2 protein-coding genes (1 of these 2 only partly in view) are annotated in these 24,934 nt (G+C 72.1%); both read left to right on the forward strand.

Going from position 1 to position 24,934, the window contains the following annotated elements; translation table 11 throughout:
- Entirely contained in the window at positions 1-17,700 is a 17,700-nt protein-coding gene (locus J7520_RS14855; protein WP_291189643.1) for a CARDB domain-containing protein, read from the forward strand.
- Positions 17,697-24,934, forward strand: partial view of an RHS repeat-associated core domain-containing protein gene (locus tag J7520_RS14860; protein WP_291189646.1) — the 5' portion only. Its footprint extends 3,643 nt past the window's final position; the window shows 7,238 of its 10,881 coding nt (coding positions 1-7,238); it begins with the start codon at positions 17,697-17,699; its stop codon lies off the right edge, out of view. The genes J7520_RS14855 and J7520_RS14860 overlap by 4 nt, the downstream gene beginning before the upstream one ends.

The following is a 24,934-nucleotide window of genomic DNA, read 5'->3' on the forward strand; positions in this document are numbered from 1 at the left end:
TTGTCCGGACTGGCGGCGGCCGCGCTGTCGTTGACGCTGGCGACCGGCGCCAGCGCGCTCGACTGGGAGAACTGCATCCAGGCCGTGCAGCCGTCCGACGCGGGTGGCTGGCCGCACGTCAGCGAGATCGAGGACCGCGGCAATCTCACCGTGATGTCGCTCGCCGGCGCCTACGAGCGCGGCAGCACTGCGCCGCGGCAGGAAGTGGCGCAGGCGTTCTACGCCACCCATCCGGACCGCTACGACTTCCTGTTCGTCTTCACCACGTTCGAGTTCCCCACCGGCGGGGCGCTGGCGTTCTACAACGGCATCGCCAACGACACCGCCGGTACCGGCAATCCGATCTACAGCCACTCGGCGCAGTTCGGCAGCGCCAGCGGCAAGCTGCAGGGCTACATCGACATGGCGGCGCTCGGCCGCTACTCGTTCGCCCCGGACGCGCCGGAGTACAAGGCGCTGCTGGACACGGCGGCGCACGAGCTGATGCATCGCTGGGTCGCCTCGGTGCGCTACAGGAAGGGCGACGGCACCCTCAGCGGCGACCTGCTCGGCCAGGAAAACGCGCACTGGAGCTACTTCCTCGATACCGACGCGTCGGTGATGTACGGCGCGGACTGGAGGGACCGCGGCGACGGTACCTTCGAGGCGATCGACACCCGCCACCGCTACGGCCCGCTCGATCTGTATCTCGCCGGCTTCGCCGGCGCCGGCGAAGTGGCGCCGTTCGGGCTGATCCGCGGCGGCGAAGGCGCCGCCGTCGACCTGCCGCGCCAGGGCGCCGTGACGCACGGCACGCTCGAGACCGTCAGCGTCGACCAGATCGTCGCCGCGGAAGGGCCGCGCGTGCCCGACGCCGCGCATGCGCCGAAGGAGTTCCGCGCCGCGCTGGTCCTGCTGCGCCGGCCGGGCGAGACGGTGTCGGCGGAAACCTACGTCGGCATCGAGCAGTTCCGCTCGCGCTTCCAGCAGCGCTTCGCGCAGATGACCGATGGCCGCGCGACTTTGCGCGTGGTGACCGAAAACCGCTCGACCGCGCAGACCGGCCTGCCGGAGATCCTGCACGGCAGCGGCACCACCGGCACGCCGCCGGGCCGCGCGGCGGCGGTCGCCTGGCTGGAAGCGGCGCAACAGGCCGACGGCCACTGGGAAGACCGTCCCGGCACGGCCGTGCGCGACACCGTCGCCGCCTACGCCGCGTTGACCGAGCTGCATCCGGAATTCCCCGGCCTCGCCGCGGCGCGGGCCTGGCTTGCCGCGCACGCCGCGGTCGACGTCGAGCAGCGCAGCGCGCGGCTGTCCTCCGGACAGGGTGGCGCCGACCTTCCGGTACTCCTCGCGGCGCGTAGCGAGGGCGGCTGGGGCCTGCTCGACGCCTGGCCGGCCACGCCGCTGGACAGCGCCGTCGCCGTGCGCGGCCTGGTCGCCGCCGGGCGCACCGGCGACGTGCCGCTGGAAGCGCTGCAGTATCTGGTCGGCCAGCAGGACGCCGACGGCGGCTTCGGTTTCGTCGCGGACGGCCGCGCGCGCGTGCTCGCGACCTTGCGCGTCGCCGACGCGCTCGGCGCGGGCGGCGCGGCCTTCGCCGACGCGCGGCAGCGCGCGGGTAACTGGCTGGCATTGCGCCAGCATACCGACGGATCGTTCGGCGACGGCGCGGCCGCCTCGGTCGCCGACACGGTGGAGGTGTTCGCCGCCGGCGAGCGCGCCGCGCTCGGCAGCTCGGCGCTCGAGGGCGCGCGCATTTTCGTCGCCGCCGCGCAGCAGCTCCGCGGCGACTGGGGCGGCAGCGTCTACACCACCGCGCTGGCGGCGCTGGCGACCGCGCGCGACGGATCGGCGAACCTCGCCGTGGCCGGCCGCTTGTCGATCGCACCGGCCGCGCCCCGCGACGGCGACCGTGTGGCGCTCGGCGCGACGATCGTCAACAGCGGCCGCAGCTCGGTTCCGGCGACCACCGCGCAGTGGTACCTCGGCGATCCGCGCGCCGGCGGCACCCCGATCGGTGCCCCGCTCGCGGTGCCCGCGCTCGCCGGCTACGGGCAGACCGCGCTGACGCAGCGCTGGGACACCACCGGCCTCGCTGGCGCGCGCACCGTCTGGCTCGCGCTCGACACCGGATCGGTGGTGACCGAAACCAGCGAGGACGACAACTTCGCCAGCGTCGCCGTCGACGTGGCGCCGCCCGACGCGCGTGCCGACCTGATGCTCGACGCATCGGAGATCCGCTTCGACCCGGCCGTGATCGGCGCGTTGCCGGCGACGATCCGTGTGAGCGGCACGCTGCACAACCTCGGTCTGACGGCGGTGCCGGGCGCGACGCTGCGCCTGCTCGCGGTGCGCGGCAGCGGCGACACGCCGCTCGGCGAGGCGACCATCGCCGTCGCCGGCCGTTCCAGTGCTCCGTTCGAACTGTCCTTCACGCAGACTGCGCCGGGCGCCGTGCATCTGGCCGTGGTGGCCGATCCCGACGGCACGGTGACCGAGGCCAACGAGGACAACAACCGCGCCGACGCGACCCTCGGCGCGCAGGCGTCGATCGACCCGGCGGTCGCCGACGCCGATCTCACGGTCGGGCCCGCCACTGTCGGCCACGACGTGCCGATCCGCGTCGTCGTGCGCAACTTCGGCACACTGGACACGCCGCTGACGCCGCTGCGCATCGAGGTGGTGCAGGGCGCCACACGCGTCACCCTGTTCGACGGCGGCGTGCAGATTCCGGGCGGCGGCTCGATCACGCGCGATCTCTCCTGGCGGCCGGCCGCGCCGGGCGCGGCGACGCTGAGCGTCGACGTCGACCCGGCCAACGTCGTCGTCGAGGCCGACGAGAGCAACAACCACGCCTCACACGATTTCGAAGTGCGGCTGACCGCGAGCACCGACCTAGCCATCGCCGACGACAGCCTCGCCTTCCTGCCGTCGCCGGCGCTCGAAGGCTCGCCGATGACCGCGAGCCTGCGCGTGCGCAACCTCGGCAACGCCGCGTCCGGTCCGTTCAGCGTGGCGCTGTTCGCGCGCGATCCGGCGCTCGGCGGCGCGCCGCTCGCCAAGACCGTGGTGACCGATCTCGCCGCCGGCGCCGAAACCACGGTGGCGATCCCCGTCGCCTCCACGCCGGGCAGTGGCGACGAGCATTTCTACGCCGTCGTCGACGCCGACGCGCAGGTGGCCGAGGACGACGAGAGCAACAACACCGCCGTCGCGCTGCTGCGCGTGCTGCCGCTGCCCGACGTCGCGGTGACCGTCGCCGACATCGCGCTCTCGCCCTCGCTGCCGGTGCCGGGCGAACCGGTGCGCGCGACGGTGCAGGTGCACAACCTCGGCGGGCAGCCGGCGCGGGACGTCGACGTGCGCTTCTACGAAGGCGCCGCCGGCACTGGTACCGAGATCGCGCCGGCGCAGCATCTCGCCGTGCTGGAGGCCGGCGCCAGCGCGCAGGTCGCGTGGAACTGGACCCTCGGTGCCGACGCGCGCCAGGTCACCGTGGTGGCGACCTCGGGCGGCGATGCGCCCGACGCCAATCCGGCCAACGACAGCGCGGCGCTGCCGTTCGACGTGCAGGATGGCGATTTCTACACCAGTGAGCGCTACATCTCGCCCGACGGCGACGGCGTGCGCGATGCCGCGGCGGTGGTGTTCCGGATTCCGTCCGGCACCGACGAGGTGAGCGTCGACGTGCGCAACGGCGTGCCGCGCGTCGTGCGCCGCTTCGGCGCCGTCTCGCGGCGCGACGACGGCCGCGTCCAGGTGCTGTGGGACGGCCGCGACGACCAGCAGCGCATCGTGCCCGACGGCGACTACCGGCTGGTCGTGCGCGACGCGGCGGGACGCGAGTTCGGCGAGGTGCTGGTCACCGTCGATCTGAACCGCTCCTCGCCGCTGGAAGCGGTGCACACGCGCTACGAAGTGATGGCGCGCCTGCCGTCGAGCGTCGAAGGTTGGCAGCGCGTGCCGCGCGAAGGCGGCTTCGGCAACGTGGTGATCGGCATCGGCAAGAACGGCACGATGCAGAACCCGGCCGGACTCTATCGCAGCGACGTCCTGCTGCCGCAGCTGCAGCCGATCGTCACGCCACGCTGGGTGGCCCAGTTCGTCGCCGCGCACGGCTCCTCGCAGTGGCCCGGCGTGGCCGGTGCGGGCATCGCGCCCGACGGTGCGACCGTGGTGTTCGTGATGCGCACGGACCGGCACATCGGCAGCGTCTACCGGACCCGCATCGACCAGACCGACGCGGTGCAATTGCTCGCCGACGACGTGCCGATCGGCTACGACACGATGGGCGTGTGGTTCTTCGACGAGGAGGAAGCGCTCGTCGGCGACTACCGCTACGACATCACGGCGGTGAACCTGCGCACGCGGGCGACGCGGCCGCTCCCGCATCCCGGCGACGCCCTCGTGCGGGTGACGCCGGAAGGCGTGCTGGGCGGCAACTGGAACAAGGTCGTGTCGCATTTCGTGCCGCGCGACGGCGGCGCGCCGGTGCAGATCGGCGATCCGGACTACTACGGCACCGGCTATGCCGTCTCGCCCGACGGCCGTCATCTCGCCGAACACCGCACCGTCGACGGCCGCGAACGGGTCTCGCTGATCCGCGTCACCGACGGCAGCCGGCGCGAGGTCTACGGCATCGACGCCTACACGATCGACTACGAGTCCCAGAGCCAGACCATCGACCGCCTGCAAATGGCGTGGCTGGAGATCGAGGGCCAGCTGCTGATCGGCGATTCCTCCAGCGGCCGCATCTTGCGCTACGACCTCGACGGCCGCGCGCTCGGCGAAAGCGCGATCCTGCCGATCGAGCGGCGCGGCGACTACGTCATCGACTTCAACGGCAACGGCGGCGAATCGTTCGCTCCGGCTGGTGGCGATGCGCAAGCCGGCGCGGAAGAGCCGTCCTCGCTCGTCCACATCGCGCAGACCTTCCGCGAGGCGGCCGGCAGCGGCTACAGCACCTGCGGCGATCCCTCGAACTGGGCGCGTGCGAGCACGCAGCGCAATTTCTACGATCCGGCGGGCGACCGGGTCTATTTCGGCACGCAGGAGTCCATCGCCTACGTGTCGACCTACAGCGGCGTGCGCATCTACGCGCAGCCCGGCATCGTCGACTACCAGTCCACGACGCTCGGCGCGCCGCTGCGCGAGCGCCTCGCCGCGGCCACGCTGACGCCATTGGTGTATCCGTCCGATCAGCGCGTCTATCCGCTGGTCGAGTGCGCGCAGACCCTGCCGGCCGCCTGGCCGAGATGGATGCTCGCCGACGGCGCGCGCATCCGCGCCGACCAGCGCATCGAGACGCTGGCGAGCGGGCTGAAGCCGGGGCCGTGGGCCTTCGCGACCAGTGTGGTCGACGTCTGGCCGGACGAGACGCACCTGGCGATCGGCAATCCCGACAGCCACGACACGTCGTTCGACCGCGTGTTCTCCTCGCTGCTCAACGAACCGGCGGTGCTGCGCCTCACGCCGCTCGGCCGCGGCATCCAGCTGTTCGGCAACGCCACCGATCGCAATTTCTCGACCTACCGCATCGACTGGACCGACGCCGACGCGCCCGGCACCTGGCACGTGGTCACGCCGCCGTCGCACGACCAGGTGTTCCTCGAGGAATTCCTGACCTGGGTGCCGCCGCAGCCCGGCAACTACCTCGTGCGCCTGACGCTGACGGATCTGGCCGGCAACGTCACTACCGCGAGCGCGACGGCGTCGTCGGAGGACAGCTCGCCGATCGAGTCGCTGCAGGTGGAGCCGCGCTACTTCTCGCCGAACGGCGACGGCGTACAGGACCAGGCGGTGGGAACGTTCGTCGTGCGCGAGCCGGTGTCGCTGGCGTTCGAGATCCGCGACGAGAACGGCGCCGTCGTCCGCCACGTCAGCCAGACCTACGGCGCCACCGAGCTCGGCGCGCACGAATTCCGCTGGGACGGCCGCGACGACCAGGGCGAGGTGGTGCCGGACGGGCGCTACCACTTCGAGGTCGAGGGGTTCGGTCTGTGGCTGACGGTGGACACGAAGTTGCCGGAGCTGTCGACCGAGTTCATTCCGGTGGTCGTCGAACAGCCGCCGGGTGCCCTACTGCCGCAGATCAAGACCGGGATCCGCTACCGCGCAGCGGATCGCAATCTGAGCTCGATCCAAGTCGACAGCGCGAGCGCGGGCGGAGCGGACTGGCGGAGCGGAACGCCGGGCGAGGTGCCGCCGGAATACCTGGAACTGCCCGAAGACCTGGATCGGAAGAAGCCCTCGGAGTTGCCGTTCGGGCTGGCCACCTACACCGGGCGCCAATTCCGCGCCGTCGCCATCGACCGCGCCGGCAATGCACACGCGGAATTCGCCGGCCAGGCGACCGACCAGCTGATTCCGTTCGGTTTCATCACGGAAGCCGATGCGCCGCTCCTGGACCCCTATCTCGGCGGCCCTCGCGACGGAAACCCCGGCGACGGCACGAGCGAGGTGATCGTCGGTCAGGAGGGAACCGATCGCATCCTGGTGGCCGATGCGGTCGGTGGGCTCGATCATCTCGTCGTCGAGACCGCGCCGCGTGGAGCGGGCGACCTTTCGGCGCCGACCAGCGGTTGGGTGACGCGTCTGCAGCGGCCTGCGGAATATCACTGCGTGAGTACCGCGTGCATCGCTGGCGCCGACGGCCGCGTGTTCAACCTGCCGCTCGGCTTGGCCGGAGTGCCGGGACAGACACTGCTGTGGGTCCGCGTGCGCGGCGTGCGTGCGGACGGCTATTCGATCACCTCGTTCGCGATTCCGATCCGGGTGGTCGGAATCGACGCGCCGACGAATCTCGACTATCCGAGGAGTTCCTTCGGCTGCTACGCCGTCGCCTACGAGTACGTGCCGGGAGTGATGACCGATGCGCACCTGAACGTCACGTTCCAAGGCAATACGCGCGTGTTCGGCAATGCGCAGCCGAAAGACGGCGAGATCCGATTCTTCATTCCCAACTACAGCACCTCTCCGGAAAGCGCCGACGCCTACGTCGATGCGATAGGCAGCGACGGCCGGCTCTATCGCTCGCCGCCCGGCTCGGTCGCGGTGTCCTGCGGGGGGAGTTCCGGTCCGGGCGGAGAGGGCGAAAACAACCCCAGGGCCGAAATCAAGGCCTACGTGCTCGGTCACGAGACCTGCGATGCCACGCCCACCAACCGCATCCAGCTCGATCTCGGCATCACCGGTGGCGAACAGTTCCGGCGTGCGCGCCTGTCCTATCAGGATCCGGTCGGCGGCGACTGGCGCAACCTGGCCGAATTCACCTCCGCCGGCGCCCAATCGACGGTGTTCGACACCAGCGGCGTGCCGGAAGGCACCGTGACCGTCCGTGCGGAAGGCGACTACGGCGACGGCTACGTCGCGATGACGGAGACCGACGTGCAGGTGCTGCACACCGCACCGGTGGCCCAGCTCGACGTGCCCGCGCCGGGCACGCGCGTGTGTCCGGTTCGCGACGGCCAGGGTCGTCTCGGCATCGTCACGGAGGGACGCGCTTCGGGCAAGAACGGAGTCGGCTACAAGTTCGAAATCGAGCTGGCCAGCGCCGCTGGTCGGAGCGACTGCTACTGGGATGTCGACATCCTCGAGAAGAACGAGTCGATCCTGAACGACAAATGCAGCTCGCTCGACAAGCCGTACACGCCGGGGAAGAAGAACTGGTTCGGCCCGCTGATGTTCATCAGCCGGCTGCCGACCGATCCGGACGAGCAGGTCACGTTGCGCCTGAAGGCCGTGAACTGGTCCGGTGCCACCGTCTGCTCGGCCAACACGGTGCAGGTGGATGCCGCCGTCGAACTGGTCGAGCGCCGCACGCCCACGCCGCGCCTGCCGGCGCAACCGCCGGGCTGGCTCGCGTTCAGCAGCACGGGCAAGTCGGAGTTCCGCGAGGCGCATCTCTACCTCAAGGCGCAGGAAACACTGACCGTCAGTTCGCATCTCGCGCATGCGCAGCAGCGGCAGGGCGTCTGGATCGCCACCGACGACGCGTTGCGCACGTTCCAGGATCAGGAAGAGGTCCATGGCGACTTCGACGTCGTCTGGGACGGCCGTGACGGCGGCGGCAACATGCTCGCCGACGGCGTCTACGCCCTCGTCGTCGAGGCGCAGGATCACTGCGGCACGCCCAAGCGGCTGACCTATTTCGTCGAGGTCGACGCCACGCCGCCGGACCTCGACATCGCCCGCCCCGCCGCGGCGGAGCTGGTGCAGGCTCCGGCGGTCGGCGTCAGCGGTCGCGTACTCGATCCGCACCTCGAACAGTGGAAGCTGAGTATCGACGCCGGGCAGCCGCCGCTGCGCCAGGACATCTCCGACGGTGCGTATCCAGTGGCGGACGGCGGTGCGCTCGGCAACTTCTCGCGCAGCGGCGCCTCCGGTCCCGCGACGTTGCATCTCGTCGCGGTCGATGCGCTCGGCAACGAGGCCCGATTCGACCGGCCGTTCGTGCTCGGCGATCCGACCGTGCTGATCTTCTCGGCCGCCGTGCAGCCGGATCTGTTCTCGCCGAATGGCGACGGTCGTCTCGACGCGACGCGCATTGCCACGACCCTGCTGCACGCCTCGCGCGTCGATCTCGACGTGCTCAACGCAGGCGGCGTCGCCGTGCGCGCGCTGCGTCACGACGAACCGCTCGCGTCCGGCAGCGCCGGCACCGCCTGGGACGGCCGCGGCAACGGCGGCACGCCGCTCGCCGACGGCGTCTACACGGTGCGCCTGACGGCGCGCAACGCCGACGATCTCGCCTATGCCGAGACCGCCGACCTGCCGGTCGAGATCGACACCCTCGCGCCGGCGATCGTCGTCGACAGTCCGACGGAGGCCGTGGTCGGCGCGTCCGCGGCGGTGGTCGCGAACGTGAGCGACCGCAACCTGCAGCACTACCGCGTCGCGCTGCTCGGTGCGGGCGGGCAGAGCATCGCCGCCGTGGAAGGCGCGCAAGGCGGCACGATCTACCTGACCGATCTCGCCGACGCTGCGGAAGGCGACTACACCGTGCGCGTCGAGGCCACCGATCGCGCCGGCAATCTGGCGCAGAAGGACCAGTCCTTCACGCTCGACCGCACGCCGCCGGAGGTGGCGCTGAGCGCGCCGATCGACGGTGCGGTGCTGCGCGGCGGCCGCGCGACGACGGTGCGCGGTCACGTCACCGACGCGCACCTGGCGCGTTACACGCTGGCGGTGGCACCGGCCGATTCGGAGACGTGGACGGACGTCGCCAGCGGCACCGAACCGGTGGCCGACGGCGACCTCGCCGCCTGGACGCCGAATCTGCCCGACGGTCGCTACCGCCTGCGCCTGCGCGGTGTCGATCGCGCCGGCAACGCGGGCGAGGCGGTCGTCGCGCTCGAGATCGACACCACGCCGCCTGTCGCGCGGATCACCGCGCCGGCCGACGACGGATTCGTGCAGCGCGGCGTCGACGTCCTCGGCACCGCCAGCGATGCACATTTCGCCGCCTACGGCCTCGCCATCGCCACGCCGGCGCAGGCGCAGGCCAACCAGTGGTCGGAACTGGTGCGCGGCGACAAGGCGGTGGTCGACGCCGCGCTCGCGCACCTCGATCTGGTGCAGCCGGACGGCGACTACGTGCTGCGCCTGACGGCGACCGACGCCGTCGCGCTGAGCGCGACCGCGCAGGCGCGCATCCATCTGGACACCGCGCCGCCGCCGGCGCCGCTCGCGCTCGTCGTGCAGCTCGAGAACAACCGCCACAGCCTGCTGCAATGGACCGCGGTGAGCGCGCCGGATCTCGCCGGCTACGTCGTGTATCGGGACGGTTCGCGCCTCAACGCCGAGCCGAACGTGCCGGCGAGCTATCGCGACCAGGACGTGCCGGAAGGTCGCCACGTCTACTTCGTGCGCGCGATCGACCGTGCCGGCAACGAGAGCGCGCCGAGCAACAGCGTCGAGGTGCTGATCGACCACACGCCGCCGACCGTCTCGCTGCTCGCGCCGCTCGCCGGCGCGCGCCTCGGCGGCCGCGTCGACGTCGTCGGCACCGCCTACAGCCGCGACGACTTCAAGGAATATCGCCTCAGCGTGGTGCCGCTGGCGCCGCCGGGGCCGGCGCAGGAGATCCGCCGTTCGCCGCTCGCGCAGCAGGTGCAGACGCTCGGCACCTGGGACACCCGCTCGCTCGCCGACGAGACGCGCGTGCGCGTGCGCCTGGAAGGCGAGGACCTGCGCGGCAACGTCGCCGTCGCCGACATCGAGGTGACGGTCGACAACGGACCGCCGGCGCCGCCGACCGGGCTCGTCGTCGCGCTGGCCGGCGTCGACGTCGACGCGCACTGGAACCCGAACGCCGAAGCGGACCTGCTCGGTTACCTGCTGTATCGCGACGGCCGCCTGGTGAACGCCGCCGACGACGCCGGCAGCGGCGACCTGCGCCCGTTCGCGCTGGTCGACACCCACTATCTCGACCAGCGCATCGCCGACGGCCAGCACAGCTACGTGGTCAGGGCGATCGACCAGGCCGGCAACGTCAGCGGCCCGTCCGATCCGGCTTCCTTGCCGCTGATCGACAACGGTCCGCCGCATCTCGCCTTCACGCAGCCGCAGGACGGCGCGCAGTTCGAGACCTCGATCGTCGCGCTGGCGATCAGCGCGGACCGCGACATCACCGACGTGCGCTTCGCCTACCGCCGCGTCGGCGACAGCGCCTGGACCGCGCTCGGCGAGCCGTTCGCGCTGCCGCCGTATCGGGTGACGTTCACGCCGGGCGCGTTGCCGCTCGGCGACTACGAGATCCGCGCGGTGGCGACCGACGCCAGCGGCCACGTCGACCCCGCGCCGCCGGTGGTGCGCGTGAAGTACGCCGACCTGACCGCGCCCGACGCGCCGCGCAGCCTGCAGGCCCGCGCGCAGGGCCGCGAGGTGCACCTGCACTGGAGCGCGAGCGCGGCCGCCGACACGGCGGGCTACAACCTCTGGCGCAAGACCTACAACGGCTACTTCTATCGCATCAACAGCGCGCTCGTGGCCGGCACCGACTACGTCGATGCCAATCCGGACGGCAGCGATCCGGTCTACTACGTCACCGCGACGGACGCTTCGAACAACGAGTCGCTGCCGAGCAACGAGGCGCTCGCGCACGTGTTCACGGTCACGCTGGAGCAGCCGTATTCGCCGGTGACCGACGCCGCGTTCGACCTGGCCGGCCGCTCGGGACGCGCCGGCACGCTGCGCCTGCACGTCGAAGCGCCGGGCGGCAGCAGCGACAGCGACCGCGGCCGGACCGGCGCCGACGGCACGCTGAGCGTGCCGACGCTCGCGCTCGCCATGGGCACCACGCGCGTGGTCGCCACCGTCACCGACGACGACGGCAACGTCAGTGTGCCCGGCGAGGTGTGGATGGACCGCGGCGCGGCGCCGAGCACGCCGACCGGCCTGCAGGTCGGCGTCGACGACCACCGCGTCACGGCGAGCTGGAACGCCAATCCCGAACCGGACGTCATCGGCTACCGCGTGTTCCGCGACGGCCGTGCCGTGGCGCCCGACGCGACCGGCGGCTTCCCGCTAACGGCCACGTCCGACGGCTGCTGCGACGTCGGGAACCTCGTCGACGGCGATCCGGCGACGGTCTGGAACAACTCGTGGTGGTCGCCGCAGGAGCCGGAGCGGGACCCGGCGGCGGTGATCGCGTTCGACGAGGTGCGTTACGTCGCCGGCGTCCAGCTCGCCTGGACGCGGCCGGCCAGCCACGTCGACCTGTACGCCTGGTCGGGCCACGCCTGGGTGCGCATCGCCAGCCGCGACGGCGATACGCCGCTCGACGAGGAGCTGCTCGTCGCCCGCGCCTACCGCACCGACCAGCTCAAGCTGGTCCTGCGCAATCTCCAGGGAACGGAAACCTACAACGACGCCGGGCTGGCCGAGCTGCGCGTGCTCGAGCGCGCGCTGCAGCCGGGCACGACGCTCGCCGAGGACGTCATCGACGGCCGCCATTCCTATCGCGTCAGCGCGGTGAACGCGCTCGGCTTCGAGAGCGCGCAGAGCGATCCGGCCGGCGTCGACGTCGGCGACGCCGAGGCGCCCGCGCCGGTGGTGCTGAGCGGCACGATGGACGGCGCCGACGCGCACCTGTCGTGGACCGCGAGCGCCTCGCCGGACGCCGCGCGCTACGTGGTGTTCCGCGACGGCGAATGGCTCGCCGAGATCCTCGCCGCCGATCCGCTCGAATACCTCGACGCCGGCCTCGCCAACGGCAGCTACGTCTACACGGTGCGCGTCTACGACCGCTTCGACAACGAAAGCGAGGCGTCGAACGAGGTGACGCTGAACGTGACGCAGACCCTGCCGGAGGCGCCGCGCATCCTCGCCGTCACCGCGCCGGCCGAGGGCGGCGCGCTCGAGCTCACCTGGGAGGCCGGCAGCGGCACCGCGCCGGACCACTTCGTGCTGCGGCGCGCGACGGCCCAAGGCGGGCCGTACGAGGTCGTCGACGAGGTGGAGGAACTCGCCTATCGCGACGAGCCGCTGCTCAACGGCACGCGCTACTACTACACCGTCGAGTCGATCGACGCGCTCGGCAACGCCAGCGGCCAGAGCGCGCCCGCCGACGGCGTGCCGCGCGATCGCACGGCGCCGGAGCCGCCGCAGCTCACCTTCCCGACCGTGCCGGACGTGCCGCTGACGATGCGCCTGTCCTCGACGTCGGTGTGCGGCTACGCCGAGCCCGGCGCCGCCGTCACCCTCGCGCTCGGCGGACTGGAAGTCGGCGGCGCGACCGCGGCGCTCGACACGCAGCTCGCGACCTACGTCTTCGAGCGCTCCTACTACGACCGCGTGCCGCTGCCGTCGCCGGACGGTTCGAGCCTGTTCGCCGCCGACTACCAGGGCGCCTCGCTGCTCGACAGCGCGAACGGCAGCGAGCTGCTGGCGCTCGACCGCAACGACGACGTCGCCGCCTGGAACGTGAACGGCAGCGCGCTCTACACCGCGGGAAGCAACGGCCGCGCCGTAATCCGCCGCGACCTGACGACCGGCCAGGTCGTCACGGTCGAGCACCCGTTCGCGTCGATCGCGGCGCTGGCGGTGAACGCGGACGAATCCGCCTTGCTCGTCGCCGGCGACTACGACGCCGGCGACGGCAACGGCCTCGTATCGGGCCTGTGGCTGTACGACCGCGCCGCGGCGACGACGCGGCGCCTCGGCACGTGGGACGCCTACGGGATCGACATGCGCGCGCTGCGCTTCTCGCCCGCCGGCGGCAAGGCGCTGGTGCGCATCGACTCCTCGCAGGTCAGCGTGATCGATCTCGCCACGCGGCAGGTCGCCGTGGTGGCCGACGACGCGCTCGCGCGTCCGGTGTGGTCGCCGGACGGAACCTCCGTGGCCTTCTCGAGCGAATCGGATGGCGGCCTGCACGTGCGCCTCTACGACGTGCGCCGCGGCACGTCCAGCGACGCGCTGGAAGCCGATGCGCCGATCGAGGCGATCGCCTGGCGTCCGGACGGACAAGGTTTCGCGTTGCTGACGTGGTCCGACGCCACCGGGGCCGCCGTCGAAATCCACGCGCGGCGCGCCGACGGCGGCTACGACCTCGAACGCACCGATCCGGTGGCGCAGGACGGTGGCGCGGACCTGACCTGGACGCCGGCCGGCCGCCTGCTGCTGCTCGATTCGCACAGCGGCTACACCCAGCAGCCCGCCGGCTGGTTCTGCAGCGATGCGCTGCCGCTCTTGCCCGGCGCCAACCTGATCGACGCGACGGCGGCCGACGCCTCCGGCAACGTCAGCCTGTCCTCGCTGCCGATCGAGCTCGACCGACCGGCGACATCGGTGGCCGACCTCGCGGTCAGCGCGACGGACATCCTGTTCGCTCCCGCCACCGGCGCACCGGGCGGACGCTTCGGCGCGGTGGTCACGCTGCGCAACCGCGGCGGTGCGGCGGCTGCGGCCACGCTGGTGCAGTTCGATCTCACCGCGCCCGACGGCGGCCTGACGCACCCGCAGCCGGTGACGCCGCTGCACGCGCTGGCGCCCGGCGAGGCGCAGAGCCTCAGCCTCGATTTCGGCACGCTGGCACAGGCCGGCGCCTACCGCCTGCGCGTGGCGGTCGATCCGCAGAACGCGATCGACGACGCCGACCGCAGCAACAACGTCGCCAGCGCGACCTTGCAGCTGATCGCCGGCGACCTGCCGGCGATCACCGCCGGCGTCTCGCGCGGCGTGTACGCGCCGGGCGAGGAAATGCGCGGGGACGTCGACGTCGTCAATCCGGGTGCGCCGTTCTCCGGCCGCGTCGACGTCGCGGTGATCGACGCCGGCGGCGTCCTGGTGAAGAACCTGGGTTCGACCCCGCTCGACGCACTCGGCTTCGGCGCCGCGTGGCACACCTCGGTGCGCTGGATTCCCGATGCGTTCGCCGGCGACTACCGCCTGCGCGCCGAACTGCGCGATCGCACCGGCGCGCTGGTCGCCAGCGCCGCCGCGCCGTTCGCGATCGAGGCGTCGCGCACGTTCGACCTGCGCCTGCAGCCCGACCGCTCCAGCGCCTCGCCGAACCAGGCGATCGCGCTCGCCACCGACCTCGTCTTCCTCGCGGGCAACGCGCCGATGCAGGGCGCGCAGCTGCGCTGGACGATCCGCAACGGCAGCGGCGGCGTGGTGTGGAACGCCGAGCAGGCACTCGGCACGCTGCTGCCCGGCTACGCGCTGCATCGGACCGTGACCTGGCCCGGCGCCGCCGCGCCGGGGCCGTATCGCGCCGAGGTGCACCTGGTCGGCGGCGCGCTCGACCAGCTCGCCGGCGCCGACCTCCTCGTGCAGGCGCCGGGCGAGACGGCCGCGCTTGCCGGCACGCTCGCGTTCGATCCGGGTACGCCGTTCGTCGCCGGACGTCCGATGCAGATCCGCTATCACGCCGGCAACGTCGGCACGCTCGCGCTCGCCGGCGCCCAGCTGCGCCTGCGCGTGAGCAGCGCGCCCGCGCAGCCCGCGCTGGCGCAGCGCACCGATACGGTCGATCTGGCGGCGGGACAGGGCGCGGACGGCGTGCTCGATCTCGCCGCGTCGCCGCTCGCCCTCGGCAGCTACGCCGCCGTGCTCGATGCGCACGTCGCCGGCGATGCGGCCGGCACCTGGCGACCGCTGGCGCAGGCCGGCTTCGCGGTGGTCGACGGCCTGCCGCCCGACATCCGCGTGCTGCAACCCGATGCGAGCGTCGTGCAGCCGGCCGTGGTGCCGCTCGCCGCGGTGATCCTGGACAGCCACTCGGCCGTCGCGGGTGCGGAAGTGAGCGTCGACGGCGGCAACTTCCAGCCGCTCGCGCTGCGTGCCGACGGCACCTGGGGCCGCGGCCTGGTCGGCCTCGGCGACGGCGCGCACCGCCTCGCCGTGCGCGCCCGCGACAGCTGGGGCAATCCGGCGCAGACCGGCGAGCTGCCGTTCGTCGTCGACGCCACGCCGCCGCGCATCGACATCGCCGGCGTCGCCGACGGCGAACTGGCCAACCATCCGGTCACGCCGCTGGTGACGATCAGCGACGACCATCTCGCCTCCAGCGAGACGGTGCTGGGCAGCCAGCCATTCGTCTCCGGCAGCACGCTGGAGCAGGACGGCGTCTACGTGCTCACCGCGCGCGCCGTCGACGCCGCCGGCAACGGCAGCGCGCGCATGGTCCGCTTCACCATCGACCGCACCGCGCCGCCGATCGCGATCGGCGCGCCGGCCGACGGCACCGTCGTCGTCGAGAGCAGCGTCGAGGTGACCGTGCAGAGCGAGGCGGCGGCGCGCGTGCTGCTCGGCAGCGGCAGCTACCACGCCGAGCTGGTCGCCGACGCGGCCGGCATCGCGCGATTCGCCGCGGTGCCGCTGGTCGAGGGCGACAACGCGATCAGCGCACAGGCCGTCGACGCCGCCACCAACGCGAGCCCGACGGTCTCGGTCCACGTGCGCTACCAGGCCGGGCAGACCGCCGCGGTGACCGGTACGCTGCAACCGCCGGGAGCGGAAGTCGCCGCCGGCGACACGCTGCGGCTCGGCGTGCGCGTGACCAATCCGAACGCCGCACCGCTGCCGGCGCAGGCGTTGCGCGTCAGCGTGCTGTCGGCGACGCAGCAGCCGCTGGCGCAGCAGGAGTTCAGCCACGTCTTCGCGGCGAACGAGGTCTACGAGACGTCGTTCGACTTCGCCACGTCCGGCTGGGCGCTCGGCACGTTGTCGCTCAAGCTCGAGCTCGGCGACGGCGGCAGCTTCACGCTGCTCGACGCCAAGACCGTCGCGCTGGTCGACCGCGCGCCGCCGCAGATCGCCGCGGTGGCGCCGACGGCCGGCGCGATCGTGCGCAGCCCGGTCGCGCTGCAGGCGACGGCGAGCGATGCGCTGAGCGGCGTTACCCGCGTCGAGGCGAACATCGACGGCGGCGACTGGCTGGAACTCGCCGCGGGCGCACCGCCGAACTACGCCAGTGCTGCGCAGGCGCTCGCCGACGGCGACCATACCTGGTCGGCGCGCGCCGACGACGGCGCCGGCAACCAGGGTCACCTCGATCCGATCGCCTTCGTGGTCGACTCCACGCCGCCGCGCATCACCATCGGCGGCGTCGCCGACGGCGACCTGCTCGCGCACGCGGTGACGCCGACGATCGAGATCGTCGACGCGCATCCACGCAGCAGCGACATCCGCCTGAACGGCCAGCCGTTCGTCTCCGGCACATCGGTGACGGCGAGCGGCGACTACACATTGAGCGTGACTGCCGTCGACGCGGCCGACAACACCAGCGAAGCCGGCGTGCACTTCACGCTCGACTTCGATGCGCCGACCGTGGTCTTCACCGCGCCGGCCGACGGCGCCGTGCTGACGCAGCCGAGCGTCGAAGTCAGCGGCAGCACCGAAGCGCGCGCGACGGTGCATCTGACCGTCGGCGGCTTCAGCGTCGACGTCGTCGCCGGCGACGACGGCATCTTCACCGTGCCCGACGTACCGCTGCAGCCGGGTGTCAACGCGATCCAGGCGCAGGCGACCGACCGCGTCGGCAACGTCGGCCCGGCCGCGAGCCTGTCGGTGACCTACCAGCCGGCGGCGCCCGGCGCGATCGTCGGCACGCTCGGTGCGCTCGCCTCGCCGGTCGAGCGCGGCCGGCCGCTGGCGGTGCCGTACACGCTCGGCAACGTCGGCGACACGGCACTGGCCGCGCAGCCGATTCGTGTCGAGTTGCGGCCGGCCGCGAGCGAGGACGTGCTGGCCGAGCAGTCGTTCGACGTCGATCTGGCCGCGCACGAGGAGATCACCGACCAGACCTCGCTGGCCACGTCCGCCGTGCCGCTCGGCCGCTACCGCGTGCTGCTGCTCGCCTGGCTGCCCGACCAGGGCGGCATCTGGACGACGCTGGACACGGCGGCGATCGAGGTCGTGCGGGCCGGCTGCACCTACGATCCGGACGTGCTGTTCGCGAACGGTTTCGAGGCGCCCGCCGACCTGATCTTCTGCGACGGCTTCGATCGCCGCTTCGACCTGCGCTCGCGCGTCGGCGCGTCGTCGGAGGCGCTGCTGTCGCGCGTGCCGTACCTGGCGCGCAATGCCTTCGCGGTGATGCGTTCGCTGGCCGGATTCGCGCGCGTGGTCGGCGACCGGCCGCGACTGGCCGCCTGGTGGCGCAGCATCGGCTCGGACGGCCGGGTGCGCGTCGTGCTGCACGAGCGCTCGGACGAGCGCCGACACGGTGCGTTCGCGCAGGAACGCGTGAATGGGGGAGCGGGATGATTCGACGTTCGACTTCGGTCGCCTTGCGCGTGCTGCGCGTCGCGTTGCTGTCCGCGGCGCTGGTCGGTGCGTGCGGCATCGCCGCGAAGCCGAAGGCGTCCAGGCCGGCCGCGGCCAAGCTGAGCGCGCAGAAGCCGGCGTCGATGCCGCGCGTGTCTCCGGTGGTGGCGGATCTGCTGGCCGGCGTCGACGCGCGCGCGTCGGTGGCGCAGGCATTGTCCGAACTCGCGCCCTCCTCGCCGCGCAAGGTCGCGCCGGGCGACGGCGCGTTCGCCGGTTACGTCACCGCGCTGACGCGTGTCGGGCAGGGATTGGACGCCGCGCGCCGCGGCGCCGCGGCGAACGCGACGCCGGCGTTGCGCCAGGCGATCGACGCGGCGCAGGCGGAGCGCCTGCTGGTCGACGCGCGCCTCGAAGCGGTCGGCGCGGAGATCGCCGCGAAATCGCTGCCGGCGCTGGCGCGGCAGCGCTGGGAAAGCCATCGCGCCGCGCTGACGGCGATGATGGACTCGCTCGACCGCGACCTCGCCACGCTGCAGACGCAGCTCGCCGGCGGCCGCCCGCCCGGCTCCGCCGGACCCGGTGACCTGCCGGAACGACTGAAGCAAAGCGCCGGTGCCGTGCGCGTGTTCGGCGCGAATCCGTTGCCGGTGCATCGCCCGCATCTGCCGGCGCGTGCGCCGTCGACCGCGCCGGCGATCGCGCCGAGCTACGCCGACCGCTCGCGCGAGGTCGAACCGGTCGCGGAGGACCTCGGCAGCAGCGACGAGGCGCCGCAATCGACGGCGGTGCTGAGCAAGGCGCAGAGCCTCGGCTACGACTACACGCGCATTCTCGATTTCGTGCGCAGTCAGGTGCGCACGCAATGGTATGCCGGCGCACAGAAAGGCGCGGACGGCACGCTGGCCACGCTGGCCGGCAACGACGTCGACCAGGCCAGCCTGCTGATCGCGCTGCTGCGCGCGTCCGGCGCGCCGGCGCGCTACGTGCGCGGCGTCGTCGAGGTGCCGGCGGCCGATCTCGCCGCTTCGCTCGGCGTGCACGTCGACGAAGTGGGGCGTGCGTTGACCGTGGCCGGCGTGGCGAACGAGCCGGTCATCGCGGGCGGCCGCGTCGGCGCGTATCGCATCGAGCACGTGTTCGTCAGCGCGCGCGTACCGTTCTCGGCCTATCGCGGCACCAGCGCGGAGCGCTCCGGTGCGACCTGGATTCCGCTGCTGCCGGCGCTCAAGCCGCACGTGCTGGTACCGGCGAGCGGAATCGTCGCGCAGGCCTCGATCGACGTCGGCGCGCTGGTCGACGGCTACCTGGAAGAAGCGCAGACGGTGTCGCCGCTCGCGCAGCTCGAGGCGCGCGTCAATGCATATCTCAACACCTTGCCGCCGCCACAGTCGCTCGACGAGCAGCTCGGCCGGCACGACGTCGCCGCGCCCGCGTTGCAGGTGCTGCCGGCCGGGCCGCCAGTGCCGATCCGCGCCGTCACCGGCGAGTTCGCGGTGTTGCCGGACGAACTGCGCCAACGCGTCTCGATACGCGTGCGCGCCGGCGGCGAGGAAACCGCGGCGATGGCGCTCGAGCGCGACGTGCCGGTGTCGGCCTTGCGCGGCCGGCGCGTCACGCTGTCCTACGAGCCGGCCTCGATCGACGACGGCGCGATCGCCGACGGCTACGGCGGGCTCGGCTCGACGCCGCCGTACCTGATCAAGCTGCGCGTGGTGCTCAGTGTCGACGGCGTGCCGCTGGTGCACGGCACCGCGGCGGTCGACGCCGGCACGTCGCTGCGGCTGGAAGTCACCTTTGCCGGCCCCGGCGGCGAGGTCGACTACGCCCAGCAACTGATCGCCGGCGGCTACGACGCGCTGGTGTTCGACGTGCAGGGCGAGGCGCCGGCACTACAGGGCGACGACGTGTCGCTTCCGGGCGACAGCGAACCGCCGGCGGCGAAACTGCTCGCCAATCTCGGTGCGCGCTACCTGGCCGCGTGGAACGCCGAGGACGAGGCGCTGGCGCGCCTGCTCGGCGTGACGCCGCTGCGGCCGTTTCCGTCGCTGCTGCTGGTGACCAGCCAGTATCGCGTGGACCGCATCGACGGCACCGTCGACGCGCTCGCCTGGCAGGGCGTCGCGCTGGACGCCGGCCTGCGTCCGGTCGAGCCGGTGGCGCAGGGCGAGGACGCCGGTGTCGAGGCGGACTGGACGCGAATGTCGGCCCTGCAAGGCAGCGTGCTCGAGCACGCCGTGTTCGAGCAGCAGTGGGCGGTCGACAGCGTGTCGGCCGACAACGGGCTGGCGCAGGCGCGCGCCGCCGGCACGCCGATCCTGCATCTGGCGCCCGGCGCCGACACCGCTGCGCTGAACCAGCCGGCCGAAGTCGTCGCCGCCGTGCGCGGCTGGCTCGATCGCGGCTACGGCGTGGACATCCCGCGCGATCCGGTCCTCGTGCAGCACTGGCGCGGCGCGGTCTGGCGCGTCGAGAACGCCGCGAGCGGCGAGGCCGGCTACTTCATCGCCGGCGCGCTCGCCGGCGGCGCGACCGCGATGCCGCCGGAGCTGTGGTACTTCCAGGACCTGGCCGAGCTGCTCGCCAATCCGTACGCACAGCAGCCAAACGAGGATCCCGACGCCGCGGTGGCGATCTCGCTCGATGCGAGCACGCAGAACCAGAAGGGCGTCGCCGACACCGATCTCGAACGGCCGCTGCGCGCCGCGCTGCGCGACGTCAATGGCCGTCCGGTGCAAGGCGGCACGGTCGTGTTCGCCGTCACGGAAGGCTCGCCCAAGCTGATCGACCCGAACGGCCAGCGCGTCTCCCAGCTGAGCGTGCTCACCGACCGCCGCGGCGTGGCCGAGGCGCGCGTGCACCTCGGCGAGAAGGCCGGCGACTTCGGCTACTACGTGCTGGAGCCGTCGATGACCTACCCGCAGTGGGTGGGCCTCGGCCAGGTCAGCGTGACGGCGCCGAACGACCACGGCGTGCTCTACGCCGGGGAGCAGTTCCGGATGGGCACCTGGCCGGGCGAGCCGGGCAAGATCGACTTCGGGCTGGTCTCCGGCGACTGGATGAATCCGGGCGTGAGCTACCAGGCGATGGCCGCGACGGTCACCGATGCGCACGACAACGAGATCTCCAACGTCCACCTGTCGATCGGCGTGTCCACCGCCTATGGGCAGTCGCCGCCGGCGTGCGTCGACGAAGCTCCCGGCCCGATGTTCCCGGCCGCGCTGTTCGCTCCGGGGCAGTGTCCCGCCGGCGCCTACATGCTGACCGGAAACACCTGCGCCGGCGGTTCGCTCGACGTGATCTCGCGCCCGGCCGGCGCGCCGTTCAACGTGGTGCCGCCGAGCGCGGCGCTGGCGACGGTGACGGTGACGTTCAACGCCGGCAGCGCCTCCAACAGCGTCAAGCTGTACACCGACGACAGCTTCTACCAGCAGCTCGCCTGCCAGCACGACAACGCCCTGGCCTTCCTCGGCTGGGCCACCACGCCGCCGGTCGGGCAGGTGCCGCTGCTCGGCCAGTTCCTGGCGCCGATCGACGCGGCGCGGCCGGGGGAGGTGTTCCCGGTCACGCGGCGCGGCGACATCGTGCGCGGACGCATCCGGCGCAGCAGCCCGCCGACGGTGGAATGGACGCCCGTCAACGACGCGCAGATCACGTTCGCGCTGACCAACGCCAGCGGCGAGAACCTGCGCAACATCGGCGGCGGTTCGTACCTGTGGGAGATGCGTGCGGGCGCCACGCCGGGGCAGATCCGTGGCAACGTGTGGGCGTACATCCCGCCGGAGAATCGTCGGTTCGCGTTGCAGCTGCTGTCGCCGAACGCCGACCAGCCCGGCGGCGACGGCATCCTGCACGGCTGGGTCGTCGATCCGGCGGCGCCGCAGGTCGATCCGCCGATCGTTCCGCTGACGCCGTTCAACGCCAGCGACGCGGCGATCCGGATCACGGCGAACTTCCGCCCGTCCGACTACCGTGCCGCGCCGCTGAACCTGCAGCTGCTCGCCGACGAGGAGGTCGTCGTCGACTGTCCGGTGCCGCTCGGCGACGCGGCGATGTTCTGCAAGGCGGACCGCGGCCTGCGCATCGAACCGGACCGCCGCTACGTCGCGCGCACGGTGCTCAACGACGGCACGCCCTACCGCATGGTGTCCGGCGACACCGAAGTGCACTTCGGCCAGGGGCTGATCGCCGGCTACGGCGTGGTGCCGGTGTCTTCCGATCCGGGCGCGAATCCGCCCGCGCCGCCGCTCGATCCGCTGCAGGTCGCCGCGCTGATCGGCGGGCGCTATCCGCAGCGGATCAAGATGACCACCGATCTCGACGTGGCCACGCAGTACGTCTGCCCGATCGGCGAATCGTTCGCGTTCATGCTGGCGCAGGACGCGCACGTGACGCTGAAGTTCCTGCGCCTGGACAGCAGCGGCAATCCTTCGCCGATCTCGGCCTGGACGCCGCTCGACGACGAGGCGATGACGCAGGGCGTGCACACGCTGGCCTTGTCGCCGCAGGAACTGCGCTTCGGCGAGTACGCCTACGAACTCAGCGCGGTCGGCGCCGACGGCAGCACCGAGGTGCGCCGCGGCCGCGCCAGCAACGTGCTGAACCGGCACGACTCGCTGCCGCTCGCGCATCCGATCGTGAAAGGCGTCGACGTGTTCTCCGGCAACGCGACGATCAGCGAGCAGGACATCGCGCTCGGCGGCCGCGGTCCCGGCATCAAGCTGACGCGCACCTACGCCAGCCACCAGGGCGGCCAGCGCGGCGTGCTCGGCTACGGCTGGACGACCGAACTCGACGGCCAGGTGCGCGCGACCGGCTGCAACGAACGCATCGTCAGCGGCAGCGCGGGGCAGGGCATGACCTTCGTGCCCGACTACGTCGACGCCACCGGCGCGCAGGTGTTCAAGCCGCTGCACGGCTACCACGCGACGCTGGTGCAACGGCAGGGCGAGTACGACCTGTACGCCAAGGACGGCACGCGCTACCACTACGGCCAGTTCGACCCGACCGGTCCGCGGCTGAACCTCGTCGTCGATCCGAACGGCAACCAGGTCGATTACCTCTACGAGACGCAGGGCGGCGTGCCGCGCGTCGCGCACGTGCGCGACGGCGCCGGCCGGCAGATCGACCTCGTCTACCAGACGCTGTCGTTCACGCAGACCTTCGGCGACATCACCGTGCACGACAGCGCGCTGCTGCTGACCCAGGCCAAAGGTCCGCTCGGCCTGATCATCGACTACACCTACGACGCCGACGGCAACCTGCAGCGCGTGCAGCGCAGCGACGGCAGCGGCAGCGGACGCGCGCAGAGCTACGTCTACCACGACTACGGCGGCCTGATTTCCGGCAGCCCGACGGGCGATCCGCTGTACTTCCATTTCGGCTACCGGCTGGAAGAGGCGGCCAACGCGCTGAACAACGCCAAGCGCAGCTACGTCTACGACCTGCAATGGTCCGGCGTGGACACGCCCGACGGCATCCTGTACGTGCCCGAGCAACGCGTGAAGAAGCTGACCGAACCGGACGGCGGCGAGACCGCGTTCGTCTACGACGGCGTGCGCGGCCTCAGCCCCGTCGGCAGCACGGTCACCGACGCGCGCGGCCATCCGACCACCTACGCGCTGAACCGCTACGGCGCGGCCGAGCGCGTCACCGATGCGGTCGGCACCACGCAGACCGAATGGGACTTCGCACACCTGCTGCCGCACCGGGTCACCGATGCCGAGAACACGGTGACCACCTACGTCTACGACGCCAACGGCAACACGCTCAGCGAGGAGATCCAGCACGCCAGCGGCACGCAATCGCGCAGCTGGACCTATCGCGCGGCAGAGGAGTTCGATCCGCCGTACGTCAGGAACCGCCCCGGCACCTACACCGATCCGCGCGGCATCGTCGCGACCTATACCTACGATGCGCACGGCAACCGCCGCAGCGTCGAGCGCGGCGGCGTCACCGAACGCGACGACTACCAGGCCAACGGCGACCGCATCACGCACACCGACGGCACCGGCAAGATCTGGCGCTACGGCTACGACGACTACGGCACGCCGAGCACGGTCGAGGATCCGGCGCGCAACACGCGCACGACGACCTACGACGCGCGCGGTCGCAAGATCGCCGACACCGACCCGAACGGCAACACGACCAAGACTCGCTACGACGCCGACGACCGCCCGCTGGAGATCACCTATCCGGCCGTCGCGGCGGGCACCGGCAAGCGCGTCTTCGCCTACGACGACGTCGCCGACCGCAGCACCGAGACCAATCCGCGCGATACGCAGACGGTATCCGCGTACGACGCGATGGGCCGCCTGGTCGGCGTGACCACGCCGGCCGGCACGCGTTCGCTGCACTACGACCGCAACGGCAACAAGCTCGACGAAAGCGACTTCGCCGGCGGCGTGACGCGCTACGAGTACGACGAGGCGAACCGCCTCACCTACAAGCGCGAATCGGAAGGCCGCACGACGCGCTACGAGTACGACCGCCTCGGCCACGTCGTGCGCGAAACCGTCGGCGAAGGCGACACCGCCGCGGGCTCGGCGCGCGTGACCGAATACGTCTACGCCGACCCGGCCTACCGCCGCACGGACGTGCGGCGGCGGCTGACCGGCCCGGACGGCGACACCTGGGCCGTCGAGCACACTGGCTACGACGGCAACGGCAACGCGGTGCTGACGCGCGACGCGCTCAATCGCGAAACGACGCGCGAATACGACCAGCGCGATCGCCTGCGCGTGCAGCGCGAGCCGCTCGGTCGCACCACCACGATCGCGTACGACGACGCCGACCGCAAGACGAAGGAGACCCTGGCCAACGTCGGCGGCTCCGGCGACCAGGTGCGGGAATGGAGCTACGACGACGCCGGGCGCGTGCGCGCCACCGTCGACGCGGAAGGTGCGCGACGCACGACGGAGTACGACCGCAACGGCAACGTCACGCTGGGCCGCGACGGCAACGGCGGCACGGTCATCTCCACCTACGACGCGCTGAACCGCCTGCTGACGCAGAGCGGTCCGGAAACCGGGCAGGCCACCGCCTACGGCTACGACCTCAACGGCAATCGCACCCGCGAGGTGTGGGCGAACGGGCGCACGATCACGCACGTCTACGATCCGCTCGACCGGCGCACGGACAGCAGCGACGAGGAAGGGCGCTTCGAGCACCTGACCTACCGGCCCGACGGCGAGATCGAGACGCGCACCGACGCGAACGGCCGCGTGACGACCGA

This window comes from Dokdonella sp., from assembly GCF_017744955.1.
GTDB lineage: Bacteria > Pseudomonadota > Gammaproteobacteria > Xanthomonadales > Rhodanobacteraceae > Dokdonella_A.